This is a genomic window from Nocardia sp. NRRL S-836 (assembly GCF_001279525.1).
In the GTDB taxonomy this organism is placed as follows: domain Bacteria; phylum Actinomycetota; class Actinomycetes; order Mycobacteriales; family Pseudonocardiaceae; genus Lentzea.
This window is the reverse complement of sequence record NZ_LGDY01000123.1, coordinates 60,447-79,551: the sequence shown is the minus strand read 5'-3', so window position 1 is coordinate 79,551 and position 19,105 is coordinate 60,447. Positions and strand designations below refer to the sequence as shown.

The window sequence follows — 19,105 nt, the reverse complement described above, 5'->3', positions numbered from 1 at the left end:
TCACCATGCCCAGGGCCAATCAGCGCCATAGGTTTGTGCACATGACGAACCGGATCGACCTCGCCAAGAAGGCCCCCAAGGTCTACCGCGCCATGATCGCGCTCGACGCCGCCGCCCGCGAGGGCCTCGACGAGCAGCTCGCCGAGCTGGTCCGCATCCGCGCCTCGCAGCTCAACCACTGCGCCTACTGCCTCAACATGCACACCGTCGACGCCAGGAAGGGCGGTGAGTCCGAGGCCCGCATCTACCTGCTCGACGCCTGGCAGGAGGCCGGCGACCTCTACACCGAGAAGGAGCAGGCGGCGTTGCTGCTGACCGAGGCCATCACGGTCCTGGGCAGCCACGAGTACGTCGGCGACGAGGTCTACGAGCGGGCGGCGCAGCACTTCGGCGAGGAGGAGCTGGCCCAGCTCATCGCGCTCATCTTCACCATCAACTCGTGGAACCGGATCGCGGTGTCCACCAGGAAGAAGCCCGACATCCGGTGAACCGCCGCCGACACGCCGGGCCCGTTCGGGCCCGGAGAGTGACTTTGGGACACAGTTGGGGCGTGGAGCACACAGTCCGTTGACCGTCGCAGTTGCGGTTAGTAAGTTTCCCACGTGTCCACTGAAAACAGTGCCGAGTCCAGCCCGCTGGTGAAGATCCGGTCGTTGCTGCCGGGTCTCGCGCGCGCCGAACAGCGCGTCGCGAAGGTGGTGCTGGAGAACCCCGCCACGGTCGCTCACCGCAGCATCACCGAGGTCGCCGAGCAGGCGGGCACCAGTGAGACCACCGTGACCCGGTTCTGCAAGGCCATCGGCGTCGGCGGGTACCCGGAGCTGCGCATCGCGCTCGCCGCGGACACCGCCCGCAGCCAGGCCAGGGCCAACCACGACATGGGCGGCGACATCGGCCCCGGCGACGACCTGCGCCAGGTCGTCGGCAAGGTCGCGTTCGCCGACGCCCGCGCGGTCGAGGAGACCGCCGAGCAGCTCGACGTGGACGCGCTCGCGAAGGTCGTCGAGGCCGTCGCGGGCGCACGCCGCGTCGACGTCTACGGCTTCGGCGCGTCCGCGTTCGTGGCGTTCGACCTGCAGCAGAAGCTGCACCGCATCGGCCTGACGTGCTTCGCGTGGAACGACACGCACATCGCGCTGACCTCGGCCGCGGTGCTGACCGAGGCGGACGTCGCCGTCGGCATCTCGCACACCGGCTCGACCTCGGAGACCGTCGAGGCCCTGCGGGTGGCCCGCGAGACCGGCGCCACGACCGTCGCGCTGACGAACTTCCCGCGCTCGCCGATCACCGAGGTCTCCGACCACGTGCTGACCACGGCGGCGCGCGAGACCACGTTCCGCTCCGGCGCGATGGCGAGCCGCATCGCGCAGCTGACCGTGATCGACTGCCTGTTCATCGGCGTCGCCCAGCACCACGTGGACACGGCGAAGACGGCGCTGGAAGCGACCTACGAGGCGGTGTCCGGCCACCGGCTCGGCGCCAGACCGGACGGCCGGCGGCGGCCGCGGGAGACGACTAAATGACCTCCCCCCGGAACGGTGTGGTGGTGCGCGTGGAGTCTCCGACCGAAGGCCGGAACCCCCGCACGGCCGACATCGACCGGGTCCCCACGATCGACGTGCTGCGGATGATCAACGCCGAGGACCGGACGGTGCCCGACGCGGTCGCCGCGGCACTGCCGGAGCTGGCCCGCGCGGTCGACCTCGGCGTCACGGCGATCTCCTCCGGCGGCCGCGTCCACTACGTCGGCGCCGGCACGTCCGGGCGGCTGGCCACGCTGGACGCCGCCGAGCTGGTGCCCACGTTCAACGTGCCGTCCGACTGGTTCGTCGCCCACCACGCCGGCGGTCCGGAGGCACTGGTCCGCGCGGTCGAGGAGGTCGAGGACCACTCCGGCGCCGCCGTCATCCAGCGGCACGCGGCCGCGGGCGACCTGGTCGTGGGCGTGACCGCGTCCGGGCGCACGCCGTTCGTGATCGGCGCGCTGCAGGAGGCGCAAGCGCTTGGCGCCCGCACGGTGCTGATCTCGAACAACGCCTCGGTGCCGATCACGCCGGACGTGCTCGTGGCGCTGGACACCGGCCCGGAGGCCATCGCCGGCTCGACGCGGATGAAGGCGGGCTCGGCGCAGAAGCTGGTGCTGACCTCGTTCTCGACGGCCGTGATGATCAAGCTCGGCCGCACCTACTCGAACCTGATGGTCAGCATGCGCGCCACCAACGCCAAGCTGCGCGGACGCACGATCCGGATCCTGCACGAGGCCACCGGCCTGCCGGAGCAGGACTGCGAACGGGCGCTCGCGGACTCGTCGGGTGACCTCAAGGTGGCGCTGGTGCACCTGCTGTCCGGGGTGCCGACCGAACGCGCGGCCGCCGCGCTGGAGGACGCCAAGGGCCACGTCCGCGACGCACTGGACCGGCTGGCCGGCTGACCCGACGTCCGGCCCGAACACCTCGTAGCGGATGTCCGTGACGCCCGCGGCGAGCAGCTGGGCCCGTGCCGAGCGCAGGAACGGCACCGGTCCGCACAGGTAGGCGGTGGCGTGCACGGGCACGTCGACGCCGCTCAGGTCGGCCACTCGCCGATCGGCCGCTCGTAGAAGACGTGCGCCCGCGCGTTGTCGAGCTTGGCCACGAGCTGGGCGAGCCCGGCGCGGAACGGGTGGCTGAGCTGGTCGCGGTCCGCGTGCACCGCGACGACCTGCCGCGGCGATCCGGTGGCGGCCAGCTCGGCGAGCATCGCGATCATCGGCGTGCACCCGATGTCGGCCGACGCGAACAGCACAGGGCCGTCACCGGGCTTGAGCGTCACGTCCCCGGCCGGCCGGCTCAGCCGCAGGGTGCTGCCGCCCGGCGCACGGTCGTGCAGATAGCCCGACACGTACTGACCGGCCTGGCCGGTGACACCGGGCCGTCGACCGGCCCGACCACGAAGGTCACCACGTCGTCGGTCTCCTGGAACCGGGCGATCACCCGGTGGGGACTATCCAGCACAGCGATGAACGACGGCGAGGAGTCGCGACGGCACGTGGCGGCGCGGGACTGTCCGGCGAGTTGCACCACCACACTCGCCGCGGCATAGACAGGGCAGGCAGTAACTACCGCCACATCGCCCCCACGGCCGCTCGACTAAGTGATTGCGACTCGAACTTTCCCTTAGGCAAGCTCAATTACTTCTAGCGGTCGGATAGAGATTGGCTCTCAGGACCCATGGGAAACAAAACGTACGTACGGCTATATGAAAGGCAGCCGCGAAAGGCGGCGTGCGATCTTCAATGAGATGCCCGACACGCGCCGACGAAGAGTTATTTGAGTCACACTCGACCTTGAAGGGAGGACCCGCCGCCTCGATCTCTTGGCGGGGATGCACGGCGGCGGGACCCCATCAGCGGGGGAGTTAGTTCCCGCTCTAGGCGAAGAGGCGGATGTCTTTGCGCCCCTCACGCAATGAGAGTACCCGCACTGTACCGTTCAAGCGTTAAAGGGGTGTGTACGTGGTCACAGCACTTTAACGCCCGTTTGCATAAAAATCCTGCCGTTACCCATTCGTTATACTTGCAGACGCTGGCGTTAACTCGCGTGTAAGGCGTGCGACTATTGCTCCCCGGGTTGTCCATCCGGGCAAGCACTAGGGCAAAATGTTCCGTTACGCGGAACAGGGTGTTCGGACCGATCTCTTGGCGGGGATGCAGTCCGGGCTCGCAGGTTCGGCGGCCACAGGGGGCCCCGCCGGGGACTCCGTCAGCGAGGAGTTAGAGATGTCCGCACCGTGGTTCCCGCCTGCCCAGGTGAGCGGCCAGACCAACATCCAGCGGCTGCCTCAGCCGGGGCAGGCCGTCATGCCGGCCCTCTCCAAGCAGCTACTCAGCCAGGCACCGTGGATTTTCGTCGTCTACATGGCCTTCCAGGCGATGTGGACGCCCGAGCAAGTCACCAAGCTCCTCGTAGTGATCATCCCGCTCGCGATCGTCAACATGATCGCGAAGGCCTGAGCCGTGCTGCCACAGGATGAGCCGCCCGCCCCCAAGGGGGCGGCTCCCTCCTCAAGATCCCTAGAGCAGCTTGCCGACCTGGATCTTGCCGACCTCGTTCGCGTCTTCAGGTTGACGGCCAAGCCGGCCGTCTCGCAGCGCGCCTTCGAGTTGATCTTCGAGAGGTGCCACTCCCGCGTCGTCGCTCACGTGATGGGAAAAGGCTTCCGCGCGGAGGCAGCGGAAGATGCCGCGCAGGAGGCCTTCGTCGCCGCGTGGGAGGGGTTCCACCGGATAATCGACGTCAGGTCCACCCTCCCGTGGCTGTACACCACAGCTTGGCGGGCGGCCATGCGAGCCGAAAAGCGGGGGCGGGACCCGATTCCGGTAGGAGTCAGGTCTGCCCTGGAGGAGGTGACTCCCCCACTGCACGACCACAGCTCGCGAATCGCCGACTCGATCGCGCTTCGTGAGGCAGTCGAGCGGTTGCCGCCAGGTGCTCGCGAAATCCTGATTCTGATCATGGACGAAGGCCTGACTGCCGGCGAAGCAGCAGACCTCATGCGCATCAGCCGCATCACCGTCAGGGGCTACTTGAGGGTGGCGGCGTCACGACTCGCGCTCCAGCTGCCCGAAGTGGCTGCTGAGGTGCGTGCCCAGGCAAAACTCACACCTCCGCGCGTACCTGCGAAGTCATCGATCACAGCGTCGATGAACTTCGACCAGCAACTGGGAAGCCTGTCCAACCGGCGGCGCGAAGTCCTGGAGCGCTACATCTACCGTGGCCTCATGCCCTACGAGATCGCCGGAGAACTCCGCATCACGCCAGGGTGCGCCAGGGTGCACGTCTCCCTGGGGCTCACGGACCTTGCGAAACGGCTCGGTATCAGCAGAAACTCGTTGGTCGATCAGATCCGAGCCGCACGCGCGGCATGACGCGGCATCGCACTAGTTGATGTTGCCGAACGTCGGCTCCGGTGGCGCCCACTGCGCGCACCACCAGAGCCGACGTTCCGGCATCGCCGCCACAGCCGCGGTCGAGCTCTGCAGAGGCATCACCAGCTCGCACAACACAACCGCATCGCGGCAACCCCTGCCGACGTCCTGACCCGCTGTGACCGTGCAACCCGCCGGACACCTACCCGGTGGTCACACTGCCCCTTGGGCAGCACCCGCTCCAGCGCGATCAGCGCGTCGGGCATCAGCCACCGGCGTCATGTCCAGGACCTCGGCGGCCGCGGCGAGCATGTGCTCATGCACGAGCGCGTACTGGCCGGACGTGACGCCGACCGAGACGTGCCGGTGCGCGACGCGGCGCAGCATCGCGTTGGGCCGCTGTCCGGCGAGCAGGCCGGACGCGAAGACCGCGATCGAGCCCGCCAGCGCCCGCGCCTGAGTGCCGTTGGCCTGGTCGGCGCGGTTGAACCTGATCTGCGGCAGGACCGGGTGCTCGGCGAACATGCGTTCGTAGAACAGCCCACTGATCTTGCCGATGGCGGCGCCGACCGCGTGCAGCGTGGCCTCCGCCAGCTGGGCGGACTGCGGGACGGCATCGAGGGCTCCTCGGTTGTGCCCCGGAGCGGTGGGTCGAGCGGTGAGGTCCCCGGCGAACAGCGGACCGAGCGAGGTGCGGCAGGCTATCCCGGCAGCACCGGGCGCCACGGGATCGGCGTCGACAGCACCATCGCGCTGGACGTCTCACCGTGCGACGCCAACCGGACGAGCAGGCGTTCCAGCTCCAGGATCGACGTGGTGACGACCTTCACCACCGAGCAGATGTCACCGGTGAGCCGGACGACCTCGACCACCTCCGGCAGGTCGTCGAGCAGCTCGGGGTGCACGGTGATGCAGCGCGGGCCGTAACACTTCATCCGCACCAACGCCACGACCGGGCGTCCCACGACCGTGGGATCGACCACGGCGCGATAGCCGGTGATCGCACCCATGTTCTCCAACCGGCGCACGCGCTGCGCAACCGTCGGCGGCGACACGTGGACGCGGCGCGCGAGCTCGTTGTACGACAGGCGCGCGTCCTCTTGGAGCGCCTCCAACAGGGCCTTGTCCACCTCGTCCAACATGAACGCAAAGCTACTCGGCCGAACGTTTTGCGTTCGGAAGAGATTCGCGCCGAACGCCTTTGGTCATCCATTCAGGTGAGCAGCGGTTCGGGCCAGGATTGACCCATGAGCTGCCCCGTGTCCCCCAAGCTGGATTTCGGCGGCACCACGCCGTACGAGGACTACGTGCACGCGTCGGTGCTGCACACCCTTCAACAGCAGTGGTCCAAAGATCCCCGTGAAATGTCGTTCCTGGTCATCACGCAGGTGATGGAGCTGTACTTCGGCCTGCTCTGCTTCGAGTGGCGCCAGGCCCAGACCGAGCTGCGCGCCGACGACCTGCGTGCCGCGGTCCGCACGCTGCGGCGCTCCGACCTGCACCTGCAGGCGCTGTCCGCGGCGTGGCGGCCGATCGCGCGGATGACGCCGACGGAGTTCAACTCGTTCCGCGACGCGCTCGGCGAGGGCTCGGGCTTCCAGTCCGGCATGTACCGCGAGATGGAGTTCCTGCTCGGCGAGAAGTCCGCGTCGATGCTGGTGCCGCACCGTGCGGTGCCGGCGATGCACGCGCAGCTGGAGGAGTCGCTCGCGAAGCCCTCGCTGTACGACGACGTGCTGGCCGCGTTGAAGCGCAGGGGCTTCGACATCCCGCAGGCCGTCCTCGACCGCGACCTCACGAAGGCCTACGAGCCGTCGGCCGAGGTCGAGCAGGTGTGGGCGGCGATCTACCGCGGCGACGACCGCGACCTGCTGGAGCTGGGCGAGGCGCTGACCGACATCGCCGAGGAGTTCGCGCGCTGGCGGTACGACCACCTGCTCGCGACCCGCCGGTCGATGGGCGCGAAGACCGGCACGGGCGGGTCCGCCGGTGTGGCGTGGCTGGAGAAGCGCACCCAGCGAGCGGTGTTCCCGGAACTGTGGACCGCCAGGAGCTTCGTGTGAAGCGGGAGCTGTTCGACATCCCCGAAGGCGTCATCTACCTCGACGGCAACTCCCTCGGCGCGCCACCGAAGCACGTCGCCGAGCGGGTGCAGGACGTCGTGCGCCGCCAGTGGGGTGAGCGGCTGATCCGGTCGTGGTCCGAGGGCTGGTGGGAGGCGCCGCAACGGATCGGCGACCGCGTCGGCCGGTTGCTCGGGGCGGCCGCCGGGCAGGTCGTGGTCGGCGACTCGACGTCGGTCAACGTCTTCAAGGCGTTGATGGGCGCGGTGAAGGACACCGAGCGCACCGAGATCGTGTGCGACGAGTCGACGTTCCCGACCGACGGGTACATCGCGCAGTCCGTGGCCTCGTTGACGGGGTTGAAGATCCGCGCGGCACGTCCGTCCTCTTTGGAGCTCACCGAGGACACCGCGGTGGTGCTGCTCAACCACGTGGACTACCGCACCGGCGAGCTGCAGGACATGCGCGCGCTGACCGAGCAGGCGCACGCCGCCGGCGCGCAGGTGGTGTGGGACCTCTGCCACAGCGCGGGTGTGCTGCCGATCGAGCTGGACGCGCTCGGCGTCGACTTCGCGGTCGGCTGCACCTACAAGTTCCTCAACGGTGGTCCCGGATCGCCCGCGTTCATCTACGTGCCGCACGCGAGGCAGGCGTCGTTCGAGAACCCGCTGTCGGGCTGGAACGGGCACCGCGAGCCGTTCGGCATGCGGCCGTCCTACGAGCCGGATCCCGGCATCGTCCGCGCACGGGTCGGCACGCCGGACATCCTGTCCATGCTGGCGCTGGACGCGGCACTGGACGTGTGGGACGACGTCGACCTGGCCGAGCTGCGCGAGCGCGGGCTGGCGCTGACGGCGTTGTTCCGCGAGCGCGTCCAGGAGCTCACGGACCTGGAGGTGATCACGCCGGAGCGGCGCGGCAACCAGATCTCCGTGCGCTGCCCGGACGCCAGGGCCGTGATGGACGAGCTGATCGCGCGGGGCGTCATCGGCGACCACCGGCCGCCGGACGTCCTGCGGTTCGGGTTCGCGCCGCTCTACGTGACCGACGAGGACGCGGTCACGGCCGCGGAGGTGCTGGCCGAGATCATCCGGTGAGCGCGGCGTCCGCGATGCTCTTCGCCTCGCGGGCGCCCGACTCCAGTGCGGCGCAGACGAACAGGATCCACTGGGCCAGGCCGTCCAGCTCCCCCGACGCGAACGCCACGGAGGCGGCCTCGTACTCGGCCGACCTGCGCAGGCAGTGCACCTCCGGCACGCCCAGCCCCTTGGGGTCCAGGCCGGTGGAGATCGACGTGAGCCGGGCGGCGGCACGGGCCACCACGCCGTTCGCGACGTCGAACGGCGCCAGGCCGAGCAGCTCGCCGTGCACGACGGCGACGAGCACCGGAGCGGGCACCGACGTGCCGCCGGTGACGAGCGAGCCGAGCAGGTCGAGCCGCTGCGACACGTCCTGTGACACCCGCGGCCGACCGACCTCGGTCGTGAGGTCCGCGGCGGCGAGGACGTGCAACCGTGCCAGCGCCTGCGACGGTGCGCGCTGCCAGACCGCGACCAGCCCGCCCAGCGCCTCCGCGATCCGCAACGACCCGGCCAGCACCGGGTCCGACACCTCGCCGGACTCGGGGATCTCGGTCGGACCGCCCTCCAGCGCCGCCGACGCGCGGGCGGCGCGGACGGACGCCTCCGCCGCCGTCGTCGCCCAGCCGCGCAGGTTCACCCGGTGGCGGTGCACCTGGAAGACGGCGTCCTTGGCGGCGTTCGCGGCGTCTGCCACACCGGGCAGGGAAAGCAGCGGGGCGAGGGGATCGGTCACGGTCGCGCAGAGTACCTGACCAGGTGAAACGCGTGACCCAGCTCACTGGGCGGACCGCTGAGCGCGCAACTCCGCCCGTTCAACGCGCCGCACGTGCCTGGAACAGACAAAACGGGTTACACAATGTCAGCCGTGTAACCAACCTCCCAAGATTGGTCTGAACCTTTCGGGGGAGGAGCCTGTTGGAGTGAACTGGCTCGCACTACGGTCAGTACCCGATCCCCAACCGGTCTGGACTTTCCAGGAGGTCTCGCACCATGACGCAGTCGCCAGGCCAGGGCCAAGCCTTGGACAACCTGCTCACGGAGAGCAGGACGTTCCCGCCTTCCGAGGAGTTCGCGGCACAGGCGAACGCCCAGCCCGAGCTGTACGAGGAGGCGAAGGCGGACCGCGAGGCGTTCTGGGCGAAGCAGGCGGAGCGGCTGCACTGGGAGACGAAGTGGGACCAGGTGCTGGACTGGTCGAACGCTCCGTTCGCCCGGTGGTTCGTGGGCGGCAAGCTCAACGTCGCCTACAACTGCGTGGACCGGCACGTCGAGTCCGGCCACGGTGACCAGGTCGCGATCCACTGGGAGGGCGAGCCCGGCGACTCCCGCGCCATCACCTACGCCGAGCTGCAGCGCGAGGTCTCCAAGGCCGCGAACGCGTTGACCTCGCTGGGGATCGGCGCGCAGGACCGCGTCGCGATCTACATGCCGATGGTGCCCGAGGCGATCTTCGCGATGCTCGCGTGCGCCCGTGTCGGCGCGCTGCACAACGTCGTGTTCGGCGGCTTCTCCGCCGAGGCGCTGCGCACCCGCATCCAGGACTCCGAGTGCCGGCTCGTGATCACGACCGACGGCCAGTACCGCCGCGGCAACCCGGCCCCGCTCAAGCCGGCCGTCGACGAGGCCGTCGCGGACGCGCCGTCGGTGGAGAAGGTCATCGTCGTCAAGCGGACCGACACCGAGGTCGCGTGGACCGACCGGGACGTGTGGTGGCACGAGCTGGTGGACGCGCAGTCCGACCAGCACACCCCCGAGGCGTTCGACTCCGAGCACCCGCTCTTCATCCTCTACACCTCGGGCACCACGGGGAAGCCGAAGGGCATCCTGCACACGTCCGGCGGCTACCTCACGCAGGCGTCGTACACGCACTACAACGTGTTCGACCTCAAGCCGGACACCGACGTCTACTGGTGCACCGCGGACATCGGCTGGGTCACCGGCCACAGCTACATCGTCTACGGCCCGCTGTCGAACCGCGTGACGCAGGTCGTCTACGAGGGCACGCCGAACACCCCGCACGAGGGCCGCCACTGGGAGATCGTGCAGAAGTACGGCGTCTCGATCTACTACACGGCGCCGACGCTGATCCGCACCTTCATGAAGTGGGGCGCGGACATCCCGGCCAGGTACGACCTGTCGTCGCTGCGCGTGCTCGGTTCGGTCGGCGAGCCGATCAACCCCGAGGCGTGGATCTGGTACCGCGACAACGTCGGCGGCGGCAAGGCCCCGATCGTGGACACGTGGTGGCAGACCGAGACCGGCGCGATCATGATCTCGCCGCTGCCGGGTGTGGTGTCGACCAAGCCCGGTTCGGCGCAGCGCCCGCTGCCCGGCATCGGTGCGAAGGTCGTCAACGACGAGGGTGTCGAGGTCGAGCACGGCGGCGGTGGCTACCTGGTGCTCGACGAGCCGTGGCCGTCGATGCTGCGCGGCATCTGGGGCGACGAGGAGCGCTACCGCGACACGTACTGGTCGCGGTTCGCCGACCAGGGCTTCTACTTCGCCGGTGACGGCGCGAAGTACGACAGCGACGGCGACCTGTGGCTGCTCGGCCGCGTCGACGACGTGATGAACGTGTCGGGTCACCGCATCTCCACGACCGAGGTCGAGTCCGCGCTGGTCTCGCACCCGACCGTGGCCGAGGCGGCCGTCGTCGGCGCGTCCGACGACACCACCGGCCAGGGCATCGTGGCGTTCGTGATCCTGCGCGGTGGCGCGGGTGCCGACGCCGGTGGTGCCGAGGCGATCAAGGCGCTGCGCGACCACGTGGCCAAGGAGATCGGCCCCATCGCGAAGCCGCGGCAGATCATGGTCGTGCCGGAGCTGCCGAAGACGCGCTCGGGCAAGATCATGCGCCGCCTGCTGCGCGACGTGGCGGAGAACCGCGCGGTCGGCGACGTGACGACGCTGGCCGACTCGTCGGTGATGGACCTGATCTCGGCGGGCCTGCAGTCGGGCAAGTCCGAGGACTGAATCCGGGCTGAACGTGACGGGCGTCCTCGTTCGAGGGCGCCCGTTCGCGTTAAGGTTGCGTCAGGGTGAGCCGGGAAGTCTGGTCGGCACGAGTATTCGCCGTACCTGCTGACCGCCCTGGGAGACCCGTGTCGAGCAAGATCGCTGACTTCGCCCGTTACCTCCGCACCGAGACCGTCGGTGGCACCGTGCTGCTCGGCGCCACGGCGATCGCGTTGCTGTGGGCCAACTCACCGTGGTCGCCCGCCTACTTCGGACTGCGCGACCTGCACCTGGGACCGTTGTCGGTGGGTGACTGGGCGAAGGACGGCCTGCTGGCGATCTTCTTCTTCGTGGCCGGGCTCGAGCTGAAACGCGAGCTGGTCGTCGGGGAGCTCTCGGAGCTCAAGGCCGCGATCCTGCCGGTCGTCGCGGCGGTCGGCGGCATGATCGTGCCGGCGCTGGTGGCGTTGTCGATCGGCTGGGGGCAGCCGGGGATCGAGAAGGCGTGGGCGATCCCGGTGGCGACGGACATCGCGTTCGCGCTCGGGGTGCTGGCGCTGACCGCGTCGGGGCTGCCGTCGAGCCTGCGGGTCTTCCTGCTGTCGCTGGCGGTGGTCGACGACCTGGGCGCGATCGTGGTGATCGCGATCCTGTTCACGGCGAAGTTCAACCTGCTCGCGGCCGGTGCCGTGGTGGCGTTGCTGGTGCTGTACTGGTTCCTCCAGCGCAGGAGGATCACCACACCGTTGATCTACGTGCCGATCGCGCTGGCCACCTGGTGGTTCATGCACGAGTCGGGCATCCACGCGACGATCGCGGGGGTCGCGCTGGCGTTGCTCACGCGGGTGCGGCGCGACCCGTACGAGCAGCACGCGCCGGCCGTGCGGCTCGAACACCGGCTGCAGCCGTGGTCGGCCGGGGTGGCGGTGCCGGTGTTCGCGCTGTTCGCGGCGGGTGTGCCGGTGGGCGCGGAGGCGCTCGGGAAGCTGTTCGCCGACAAGATCGCGATCGGTGTGATGGTGGGGCTGGTCGTCGGCAAGGTGATCGGGATCGTCGGGGCGTCGGCGCTCGCGGTGTGGTTCAAGGTGGCGGTGTGGCCGTCGGGTGCGGGGCCGCGCGACATCGTGGCGGTGGCGACGCTGGGCGGGGTCGGGTTCACCGTCAGCCTGCTGATCGCGGAGCTGTCGCTGCCGGAGCCGGAGACCGCGAAGGCCGCCGTCCTGCTCGCCTCGATGATCGCGTCGCTGCTCGCGGCGGTGTTGCTCATTCGCCGCAGCCGGGCACATGGCACCATGTCCGGGTGACCACCAGGGAGCACATCGCGTCGATTCCGCTGACCGCTGACGACCCCGCGGCCGAGGCCTCGATCGGCGGCCTGGTCCGCGACGCGACCGCCCACGTGTCGACTTTGGTCAGAGCGGAGGTCGAGCTCGCCAAGGGCGAGATCGCGGCCGAGATCAAGAAGGGCCTGAAGGGCAGCGTCTTCTTCATCGTCGCGCTGACGGTGTTGCTGTTCAGCCTCTTCTTCCTGTTCATGGCGCTCGGGTTCCTCGTGTCGGAGATCTTCGGCTGGTGGTACTCGGCCGGCTTCGGCATCGTGTTCGGCCTGATGCTGCTGACCGCGGGCCTGTTCGCGTTCCTCGGCTACCGCAAGGTCCGCAAGATCAGGGCACCGGAGAAGTCGATCGCGGCCGCCAAGGACACCGTGGCCGCGCTGCGCAACCGCGACTCCCACGGCAGGGGCGACGACAACTGAGCCGCAAACCCGACCCGTCCGTGGTGCGGGTCGCGGGGCCGTGGACGCACCGCGACGTCTCGGCCAACGGCATCCGCCTCCACGTCGCCGAGCTCGGCGAGGGACCCCTCGTGCTGCTGCTGCACGGGTTCCCCGAGTTCTGGTGGTCGTGGCGGCACCAGCTGACCGCGCTCGCCGAGGCCGGCTACCGCGCCGTGGCCGTCGACCTGCGCGGCTACGGCGACTCGGACAAACCCCCGCGCGGGTACGACGGCTTCACCCTGGCGGGTGATGTCGCGGGTCTGGTCAAGGCCCTCGGTGCCCAGCGCGCGCACCTGGTGGGTCACGCCTGGGGCGGCCTGCTGGCGTGGACGGCCGGTGCGATGCACCCGCGGCTGGTGTCGTCGGTGTCCACGCTGTCGGCACCGCACCCGCTGGCGTTGCGCCGCACGTTCCGCCGGCCCTCGCGGCTGAACCCCCACGTGCTGCGGTTCCAGCTCCCCCTCTACCCGGAACGGTGGCTGACCAGGGAGAACGGCCTGCAGGTCGCCAAGCTGCTGTCGTCGTGGTCCGGTCCGAAGTACCGGTCGGCGCCGGAGTTCGACGAGGTCATCCGCCGGTGCCGGCAGGCGGTGCTGGTGCAGGGCGTGGCCCACAGCGCGATGGAGTACTACCGCTGGGCCGTGCGTTCCCAGCTGCGCAGCGATGGGCGCCGGTTCGCCGAGGCCGTCGACAAGCCGCTGCACGTGCCGGTGCTGCAGGTCCACGGCGCGCTGGACCCGGTGATGCTGGAGTCGACCGCGCGGGCGTCGGCTCCCTGGCTCGGTCCCGGCTCCGAGTTCCGCTCGCTGCCCGAGGTGGGGCACTTCCCGAACCAGGAGGCGCCCCACACCACGAGCAAGTTGCTCACCGAGTTCCTGCGGAAGTCCTCCTGAACGCCTCCGCGAGCACCGCCGCCGGGGCGTCCGGCAGGTCGGTCGACCGCCAGGCGAGGTAGCCGTCGGGGCGGACGAGCGAGGCGCCCTTCGCGGTCAGCCCGAACGCGTCCAGCGGCTCGACCCGCTCGTAGCGGATCCCGAGCGGTGCGGCCGCCTCCTCCCACTGTGGATGGTCGGCGACGAGCACCCAGCCGCGGTGGAACAGGTCCAACGTGGACTTGCCCGGTTCGAGCCACACGTGCGGGGCGCGGGTGCCCGGCTGGCCGTTCCACTGCTCGGGGCGCTGCGCCGGCGGCAGTTCCGGGCCCGCGCCGATGACCGCGTCCGAGCGGTAGAGGACGCCGTAGTGCATCGCGTTGTTGTCGATCAGCGGCGCGTCCTCCGGCTGACCGTCGCGGTTGTGGCCGTCGTTGCGCGCGAAGATCTGCTGGTGGCACAGCAACGCGACCGGGCGCCGTTCCGCGTCGTAGGTGTCCAGCAGGGACGGACGTGACTCGCCGCCCAGCACGGCGGCGAGCTTCCACGCGAGGTTGTACGCGTCCTCGATGCCGACGTTCGCCCCGAACCCGCCGCGGCTGGGCGGCAGCGTGTGCGCGGCGTCGCCGGCCAGGAAGACCCGGCCGGCCGAGAACCGGTCGGCGACGGCGGCCGAGATCGTCCAGCGGCCGGTGGTGATGATCTCGACGTCCAGGTCGTCACGGCCGATGGCCTGGAAGATCTTCGCCCGCAGCTCGGGCTCGTCGTACTCGCGGTCTTCGAGCATCAGGACCCAGCGGCCGTCGCCGTAGGTGGTCAGGAACCCGACGCCGTCGACGATGAACTGCCCGATCCCGTCCTTCAGGTACTCGTCCAGCGGCGCGCGGAACAGCACGCTGCGCGAGGTGTGCATGTAGCCGCGGCCGCTGCGGGTGATGCCGAGCGCCTCGCGGACCGGGCTGCGGTGCCCGTCCGCCGCGACGAGGTAGTCGGCGCGGATCTCGTACGGCTCGCCGTCGCCCTGGACGACCGCCGTGACACCGTCGTCGTCCTGGGAGAACTCCAGCATCCGGGTGCTCATGCGGATGTCCGCGCCGTACTCGCGGGCCTTGTCCCGCAGCAGCGGCTCCATCCGGTCCTGGGCCACCCCGACGCCCTTGGCCGGCGAGTACTCGATCTGCGACTGCTCGGCGGGCGGCGACCAGAAGGTCTCCTCGAACCGCTCCCCGACCAGGCTCGCGACGCGCACCCGCCGGATGCCGAAGCCCTTCGACACCCGGCTCGGCGGCAGCCCGCCCTCCAGCCCGGCCGCACGCAGCAGCTCCCCCGTCCGCGCGGTGAACCCGACCGCCCGCGGGTGCGGTGAGCTGCCCGGATGCTTCTCCACCAGCGTCACCGCCACCCCTTGCCACGCCAGGAACAACGCGGCCGACGTCCCCGCCAGCCCTCCCCCGACCACCAGCACCGAAGACCTCATCGCATCCTCCCGATACGCCGTATCTCTCAATACACTGTATCGCCATGAGACGGTGTATCGTCCAGTCCGATGTCCAACGCACCCGTCTGGGACCGTCCAGAGCCCCCGAGCAGGCCCTCGCCCGTGCCGCTCAGCCGCGAACTGATCGTGCGCACCGCCGTTCAGCTCGCGGACGAGGGCGGCCTCGACGAGGTGTCGCTGCGCAAGGTCGCCTCGGCGCTGAACGCCGGCCCGATGCGCCTCTACGGCTACATCGAGACCAAGGACGAACTGCTCGACCTCATGGTCGACGAGGTCTACGGCGAGATCACGCCGCCGGACCCGTCAGCCGACTGGCGCACCGGGCTCCGGCACGTCGCGCACAGCATCCGGGACGCGGCGAAGCGGCACGAGTGGTTCATCGACCTGCTCAGCGGCCGCCCGCACCAGGGCCCGAACGCGCTCGTGCACATGGAGACCACGCTCGCCACGGTCCGGTTCGAGGACATCGACCAGGTGCTCGGCGTGACCGGCACGGTGATGGCGTACGTCTACGGTGCCGTGCGCCGTGAGATCACCGAGCTGCGCGCGGAACGGTCGAGCGGCATGACCGAGGAGCAGTGGCAGCGGGCGTCCGGGCCGTACATGCGGCGGATGCTCGCCACCGGCCGCTTCCCGGTGCTGGGCAGGGTGATGTTCGAGTCGCGCGACCACGAGCCCGCGGAGGTGTTCGAGCTGGGCCTCGACTACGTCCTGGACGGCGTCGCGGCCCGGCACGGGCTCCGGTAGGGCTGCTAGGAGGCGCAGCCCTGGGTCGACGCGCGGCGGGTCAGCGTCGGCGCCTTCTGCACCATCGCCTGCACCTGCTGCGCCGTGAGCACGAACCCGGTCTCCGGGTCGTCGACCGCGGCACCGAACACCACACCCATCACCCGGCCGCTCGGGTCGACCAACGGGCCGCCGGAGTTGCCGGAGCGGACCTCGGCACGCACGGTGTAGACGTCGCGGGTGACCGTCTGGGCGTCGTAGATGTCCGGGCCACGCAACAACGGGATGCGCTCGCGGACACGGGCGGGCGAGGCCTTGTACGGGCCGTCGAGGGGGTAGCCGAGGACGATGCCGTCCTCACCGGCCTGGACCTCGTCGGAGCGGAACTGCAGCGGCGTGGCCTCGAGGTCGGGGACCGCGAGGATGGCGATGTCGACCTTGGGGTCGTAGTGCACGACCGTGGCGTCGAACTGGCCGCGGCCGACCTCGACGGTGACCTCGTTGGTGCCGGCGACGACGTGGGCGTTGGTCAACACGCGCTCGGGGGCGATGACGAAGCCGGTGCCCTCCAGCGCGCGGGAGCAGGAGGGTGCGCGGCCGCGGACCTTCAGGACCGAGGAGCGCAGCCGGCTGGCGGCCGGGGAGTTGGCCAGCTCGCCGTTGGGCGGGCTGACCTCCTTGAGCGGCGTGCGGTTGAACGGGTCCATCGCCTGCGGGAAGCCCGAGACGTCGAAGAGCTTCTGCAGGTCGTCGGACAGCACGCGGGCGGCCTGCGGCATGGTCTCGTTGACCTTGCCGAGGATCACCGACTGGCGCAGCGAGGACGTCAGGTCGGGCAGGCCCACGACCGACGTGAGCGGCAGCGCGATCATCCAGGCCACGACGAAGACGACGATGCCCTGCACGATGGCGCCCAGCGCGTTGTCCGCGCCGCGCAACGGGGAGGCGTTGACCCGCGCCTTGATCGTGCGGCCTATGTAGACACCGATCGTCTCGCCAAGCGCGACCAGCAGCACGACGATGCCCACGGCGAAGACGACCTTGGTCACCACGTTCTCGAACTGGGACACGAGCAGCGGTGCGATCTGGGTGCCGAGGATCAGGCCGACGAGCACACCGACGAACGCGGGTAGCGCGACGACCATGCCCTGCCTGGCCCCCGACACCGCGGCGATCGCGGCGAGGCCCAGCACGAGCAGGTCAACCCAGTTCAACCGACTACCTCCGCCTCACTGTGTAGCGCGCAACGCTAGTTCAAGGTCACGCACATCGGTCGCATCCCACGGCTGTTCCCAGCCACCGAGTGCGATCAGGCCGTTCAGCAGTCCCGCGGTGAAACCCCACACCAGCATGCCCGGTGCGGAGAAGGCCGCTCCGACGTAGCCCGCGGGGTGGCGCACCCGGAACCTGTTGGCAGGGTCGGCGAGGTGCGCGACCGGCACCCGCGCGACGGCGGCGGTCTCCGCCGAGTCGACGGGGGCGACGGGGCTCGGCTGTTCCCAGTAGGCGAGCACGGGGGTGACCACGAAACCCGACACCGGCACGTACAGCTCCGGCATCACGGTCAGTGGTCTCACTCCTGACCCAAGTACACCGGTCTCCTCGTAAGCCTCGCGTAATGCCGTGGCCACCGGTCCGTCGTCGGTCGGGTCGGCGGCACCACCGGGGAACGCGACCTGGCCGGGGTGGGAGCCCAGCGTGTCCGCGCGGCGCAGCAGCAGGACGTCCGGGCCGTGGTCCTCGTTGTCGCCGAAGAGGATCAGCACCGACGCCGGCCTGCCGCCGGACGCCGGCACCTTGATCCGGGTGAACGTGCCGGCGTCGATCTCCTCGGTCGCCTTGACGAGACGCTGCATCCAGTCCGGCAGCTCGGTCGCTCCCAGCTCGGTTGCCCCGTTCATCGCACCGCCTTCTCCACCTGCTCGGGCGCCGTGAACACCGGCGGGTCCGTGACCTGACGGACCGCGCCGTCCGCTGATATGTAATACGTGGCCGGCAGCGTTATCGGCGCCTTGACCCGCTTGCGCAGCTCGTCCGCCCCGTCGTGGACGGAGGGCAGCCGCACGCCCAGCCTGGCGAGCAGCTCCAGGCCGTCGGCCTCCGTGCTCTCCACGAGAACTGGGACGACCGGGACGGCACCTGGTTGCTTCGCGTAGGCATCCAGCACCGGCAGCTCCTTCTGGCACGGCTGGCACCACGTCGCCCAGAAGTTGATCAGGAGCGGCCCTTTCAGCGCGAGGTCCGTACGGGTGCCGTCACCGAGGCACGTCACGCCGACGCCACCCTCACCACCAGGTACACACGGCCGTAGCTGGGCTTGCGCGCGCAACGCCACCACGTCCTGCGACGGGCGGTTCGACCGCACGGGTTCGTCCCGTGCCTGGTCGCGTGGCCACAGCGCCACGACACCGGCGACGCCGAGGACGAGCACGAGGACCAGCCAGCGGGTGCGGTTGCTCACCCCACCAGCTTCTCACCTGCGCGGACCCGGTCGGCGAGCTCGAGGAGGTGCGGCTTCTCGTCACCCTTCACGAGCTTCGCGGCCTTGACCGGGTCCTCCGGCCCCAGGCCGTACGACGGGCACTCCTTCATCAGCAGGCAGGCGCCACAGGCCGGGGTCTTGGCGTGGCAGACGCGGCGGCCGTGGAAGACGATCCAGTGCGAGGCCATGGTCCAGTCGCGCTTCTCGACCAGCTCGGCGATGGCGTACTCGACCTTGACGGCGTCCTCTTCCTCCGTCCACCCCCAGCGGCGCACGAGCCGGCCGAAGTGGGTGTCGACTGTGAGCCCCGGCACATCGAAGGCGTTGCCGAGAACCACGTTGGCCGTCTTGCGTCCTACACCGGGGAGCTTGACCAGCTCCTCCATGCTGCCGGGGACCACACCGTCGTGCTGCTCCACAAGAGCGGCACCGAGACCCAGGAGAGACGTCGCCTTGTTCCGGTAGAAACCGGTCGGGCGGATCATCTCTTCGAGCTCCACCCGGTCCGCGCCGGCGTAGTCGGCGGCCGTCGGGTACTTCGCGAAGAGCGCGGGGGTGACCTCGTTGACCTTCTTGTCGGTGCACTGCGCGGACAGGACGACCGCCACGACCAGCTCCAGCGGCGTGGTGAAGTCCAGCTCGCAGTGGGCGTCGGGGTATCCCTCGGCAAGCATGCGCACCATCCGGCGGGCCCTGCGGGTCAAGCCGAGCTTGGTTTCCGGTTTCTTGGCTGCGGGCACTGAT

Annotated in this window: 21 protein-coding genes; 12 read left to right on the top strand and 9 right to left on the bottom strand. The window is 69.9% G+C overall.

Annotated features, from left to right (window positions below; genetic code table 11):
- The first annotated feature begins 41 nt into the window (after positions 1 to 41).
- The 3 genes from ADL03_RS32625 (at position 42) to ADL03_RS32615 (ending at position 2,431) form a co-directional block, all read left to right on the top strand.
- Positions 42 to 488, top strand: coding sequence for a carboxymuconolactone decarboxylase family protein (locus ADL03_RS32625; protein WP_053737440.1), 447 nt, complete (start codon positions 42 to 44; stop codon positions 486 to 488).
- Between the two features lie 114 nt (positions 489 to 602).
- Positions 603 to 1,523 carry a MurR/RpiR family transcriptional regulator gene (locus ADL03_RS32620; RefSeq protein WP_082373659.1) on the top strand — a complete coding sequence of 307 codons (921 nt, stop codon included), beginning with the start codon at positions 603 to 605 and terminating at the stop codon, positions 1,521 to 1,523.
- Between the two features lie 29 nt (positions 1,524 to 1,552).
- Positions 1,553 to 2,431 (top strand): N-acetylmuramic acid 6-phosphate etherase, encoded by an 879-nt coding sequence (locus ADL03_RS32615; protein ID WP_197288839.1) that lies wholly within the window; start codon positions 1,553 to 1,555, stop codon positions 2,429 to 2,431.
- 134 nt (positions 2,432 to 2,565) lie between these two features.
- Here the strand turns inward: ADL03_RS32615 and ADL03_RS32610 are convergent, their stop codons facing one another.
- A complete protein-coding gene (locus tag ADL03_RS32610) occupies positions 2,566 to 2,880 on the bottom strand; it encodes a hypothetical protein (protein ID WP_053737437.1) in 315 nt (104 codons plus the stop codon).
- An 877-nt stretch (positions 2,881 to 3,757) separates the two neighbouring features.
- Here ADL03_RS32610 and ADL03_RS32605 point away from each other — a divergent pair.
- Both ADL03_RS32605 and ADL03_RS32600 read left to right on the top strand, forming a co-directional pair.
- Complete coding sequence (locus tag ADL03_RS32605) at positions 3,758 to 3,991, top strand: hypothetical protein (protein WP_157529535.1); 234 nt, start codon at positions 3,758 to 3,760, stop codon at positions 3,989 to 3,991.
- A gap of 3 nt (positions 3,992 to 3,994) precedes the next feature.
- The gene (locus ADL03_RS32600) at positions 3,995 to 4,906 is read left to right on the top strand and encodes a sigma-70 family RNA polymerase sigma factor (protein ID WP_053737435.1); all 912 of its coding nucleotides are present in this window, start codon (positions 3,995 to 3,997) and stop codon (positions 4,904 to 4,906) included.
- A gap of 213 nt (positions 4,907 to 5,119) precedes the next feature.
- Here ADL03_RS32600 and ADL03_RS32595 read toward each other — a convergent pair whose 3' ends face one another.
- Positions 5,120 to 5,632 carry a hypothetical protein gene (locus ADL03_RS32595; protein ID WP_053737434.1) on the bottom strand — a complete coding sequence of 171 codons (513 nt, stop codon included), beginning with the start codon at positions 5,630 to 5,632 and terminating at the stop codon, positions 5,120 to 5,122.
- The gene (locus ADL03_RS32590) at positions 5,608 to 6,048 is read right to left on the bottom strand and encodes an Lrp/AsnC family transcriptional regulator (RefSeq protein ID WP_197288838.1); all 441 of its coding nucleotides are present in this window, start codon (positions 6,046 to 6,048) and stop codon (positions 5,608 to 5,610) included. Before ADL03_RS32590 ends, ADL03_RS32595 begins: the two co-directional genes overlap by 25 nt.
- Positions 6,049 to 6,153: 105 nt before the next feature.
- Between ADL03_RS32590 and ADL03_RS32585 the strand changes: the two genes are divergently transcribed.
- A complete protein-coding gene (locus tag ADL03_RS32585; protein WP_053737433.1) occupies positions 6,154 to 6,969 on the top strand; it encodes a tryptophan 2,3-dioxygenase in 816 nt (271 codons plus the stop codon).
- The gene (gene kynU, locus ADL03_RS32580; RefSeq protein ID WP_197288837.1) at positions 6,966 to 8,066 is read left to right on the top strand and encodes a kynureninase; all 1,101 of its coding nucleotides are present in this window, start codon (positions 6,966 to 6,968) and stop codon (positions 8,064 to 8,066) included. The genes ADL03_RS32585 and kynU overlap by 4 nt, the downstream gene beginning before the upstream one ends.
- Here the strand turns inward: kynU and ADL03_RS32575 are convergent.
- Positions 8,056 to 8,784 carry a hypothetical protein gene (locus ADL03_RS32575; RefSeq protein WP_053737431.1) on the bottom strand — a complete coding sequence of 243 codons (729 nt, stop codon included), beginning with the start codon at positions 8,782 to 8,784 and terminating at the stop codon, positions 8,056 to 8,058. The two genes, kynU and ADL03_RS32575, sit on opposite strands and share 11 nt — an antisense overlap.
- 257 nt (positions 8,785 to 9,041) lie before the next feature.
- Here ADL03_RS32575 and acs point away from each other — a divergent pair, with 257 nt between their 5' ends.
- From acs to ADL03_RS32555, 4 genes are all read left to right on the top strand, one after another.
- A complete protein-coding gene (gene acs / locus ADL03_RS32570) occupies positions 9,042 to 11,024 on the top strand; it encodes an acetate--CoA ligase (protein WP_053737430.1) in 1,983 nt (660 codons plus the stop codon).
- Positions 11,025 to 11,152: 128 nt separating this feature from the next.
- Positions 11,153 to 12,310 (top strand): Na+/H+ antiporter NhaA, encoded by a 1,158-nt coding sequence (nhaA, locus tag ADL03_RS32565; RefSeq protein ID WP_053737429.1) that lies wholly within the window; start codon positions 11,153 to 11,155, stop codon positions 12,308 to 12,310.
- A complete protein-coding gene (locus ADL03_RS32560) occupies positions 12,307 to 12,762 on the top strand; it encodes a phage holin family protein (RefSeq protein WP_053737428.1) in 456 nt (151 codons plus the stop codon). The genes nhaA and ADL03_RS32560 overlap by 4 nt, the downstream gene beginning before the upstream one ends.
- 20 nt (positions 12,763 to 12,782) lie before the next feature.
- Positions 12,783 to 13,676, top strand: coding sequence for an alpha/beta fold hydrolase (locus ADL03_RS32555; RefSeq protein WP_231642574.1), 894 nt, complete (start codon positions 12,783 to 12,785; stop codon positions 13,674 to 13,676).
- Here ADL03_RS32555 and ADL03_RS32550 read toward each other — a convergent pair.
- Positions 13,648 to 15,132: an FAD-dependent monooxygenase gene (locus ADL03_RS32550; protein WP_053737427.1), complete on the bottom strand. Its 1,485-nt coding sequence runs from the start codon at positions 15,130 to 15,132 to the stop codon at positions 13,648 to 13,650. The two genes, ADL03_RS32555 and ADL03_RS32550, sit on opposite strands and share 29 nt — an antisense overlap.
- Before the next feature lie 69 nt (positions 15,133 to 15,201).
- On the opposite strand from ADL03_RS32550, the gene ADL03_RS32545 reads away from it, so the two are divergent.
- Positions 15,202 to 15,900 (top strand): TetR/AcrR family transcriptional regulator, encoded by a 699-nt coding sequence (locus ADL03_RS32545; RefSeq protein WP_082373658.1) that lies wholly within the window; start codon positions 15,202 to 15,204, stop codon positions 15,898 to 15,900.
- A 5-nt stretch (positions 15,901 to 15,905) separates the two neighbouring features.
- Here the strand turns inward: ADL03_RS32545 and ADL03_RS32540 are convergent, their stop codons facing one another.
- The 4 genes from ADL03_RS32540 to nth are packed head-to-tail and all read right to left on the bottom strand — an operon-like array spanning position 15,906 to position 19,044.
- A complete protein-coding gene (locus ADL03_RS32540) occupies positions 15,906 to 17,093 on the bottom strand; it encodes a MarP family serine protease (protein WP_053737425.1) in 1,188 nt (395 codons plus the stop codon).
- Positions 17,094 to 17,108: 15 nt separating this feature from the next.
- Positions 17,109 to 17,780 carry a CoA pyrophosphatase gene (locus ADL03_RS32535; RefSeq protein WP_053737424.1) on the bottom strand — a complete coding sequence of 224 codons (672 nt, stop codon included), beginning with the start codon at positions 17,778 to 17,780 and terminating at the stop codon, positions 17,109 to 17,111.
- Positions 17,777 to 18,340: a TlpA disulfide reductase family protein gene (locus tag ADL03_RS32530; RefSeq protein ID WP_053737423.1), complete on the bottom strand. Its 564-nt coding sequence runs from the start codon at positions 18,338 to 18,340 to the stop codon at positions 17,777 to 17,779. The genes ADL03_RS32535 and ADL03_RS32530 overlap by 4 nt, the downstream gene beginning before the upstream one ends.
- Positions 18,337 to 19,044 carry an endonuclease III gene (gene nth / locus ADL03_RS32525; protein WP_053737422.1) on the bottom strand — a complete coding sequence of 236 codons (708 nt, stop codon included), beginning with the start codon at positions 19,042 to 19,044 and terminating at the stop codon, positions 18,337 to 18,339. Before nth ends, ADL03_RS32530 begins: the two co-directional genes overlap by 4 nt.
- Positions 19,045 to 19,105 lie beyond the last annotated feature (61 nt).

Bases quoted from the DNA above. Each gene is read 5' to 3' on its own strand.
- ADL03_RS32625 (WP_053737440.1), top strand. From the start codon at position 42: ATGACGAACCGGATCGACCTCGCCAAGAAGGCCCCCAAGGTCTACCGC.
- ADL03_RS32585 (WP_053737433.1), top strand. From the start codon at position 6,154: ATGAGCTGCCCCGTGTCCCCCAAGCTGGATTTCGGCGGCACCACGCCG.
- ADL03_RS32605 (WP_157529535.1), top strand. From the start codon at position 3,758: ATGTCCGCACCGTGGTTCCCGCCTGCCCAGGTGAGCGGCCAGACCAAC.
- ADL03_RS32545 (WP_082373658.1), top strand. From the start codon at position 15,202: ATGTCCAACGCACCCGTCTGGGACCGTCCAGAGCCCCCGAGCAGGCCC.
- ADL03_RS32535 (WP_053737424.1), bottom strand. From the start codon at position 17,780: ATGAACGGGGCAACCGAGCTGGGAGCGACCGAGCTGCCGGACTGGATG.
- ADL03_RS32590 (WP_197288838.1), bottom strand. From the start codon at position 6,048: ATGTTGGACGAGGTGGACAAGGCCCTGTTGGAGGCGCTCCAAGAGGAC.
- nth (WP_053737422.1), bottom strand. From the start codon at position 19,044: ATGGTGCGCATGCTTGCCGAGGGATACCCCGACGCCCACTGCGAGCTG.
- ADL03_RS32550 (WP_053737427.1), bottom strand. From the start codon at position 15,132: ATGAGGTCTTCGGTGCTGGTGGTCGGGGGAGGGCTGGCGGGGACGTCG.
- acs (WP_053737430.1), top strand. From the start codon at position 9,042: ATGACGCAGTCGCCAGGCCAGGGCCAAGCCTTGGACAACCTGCTCACG.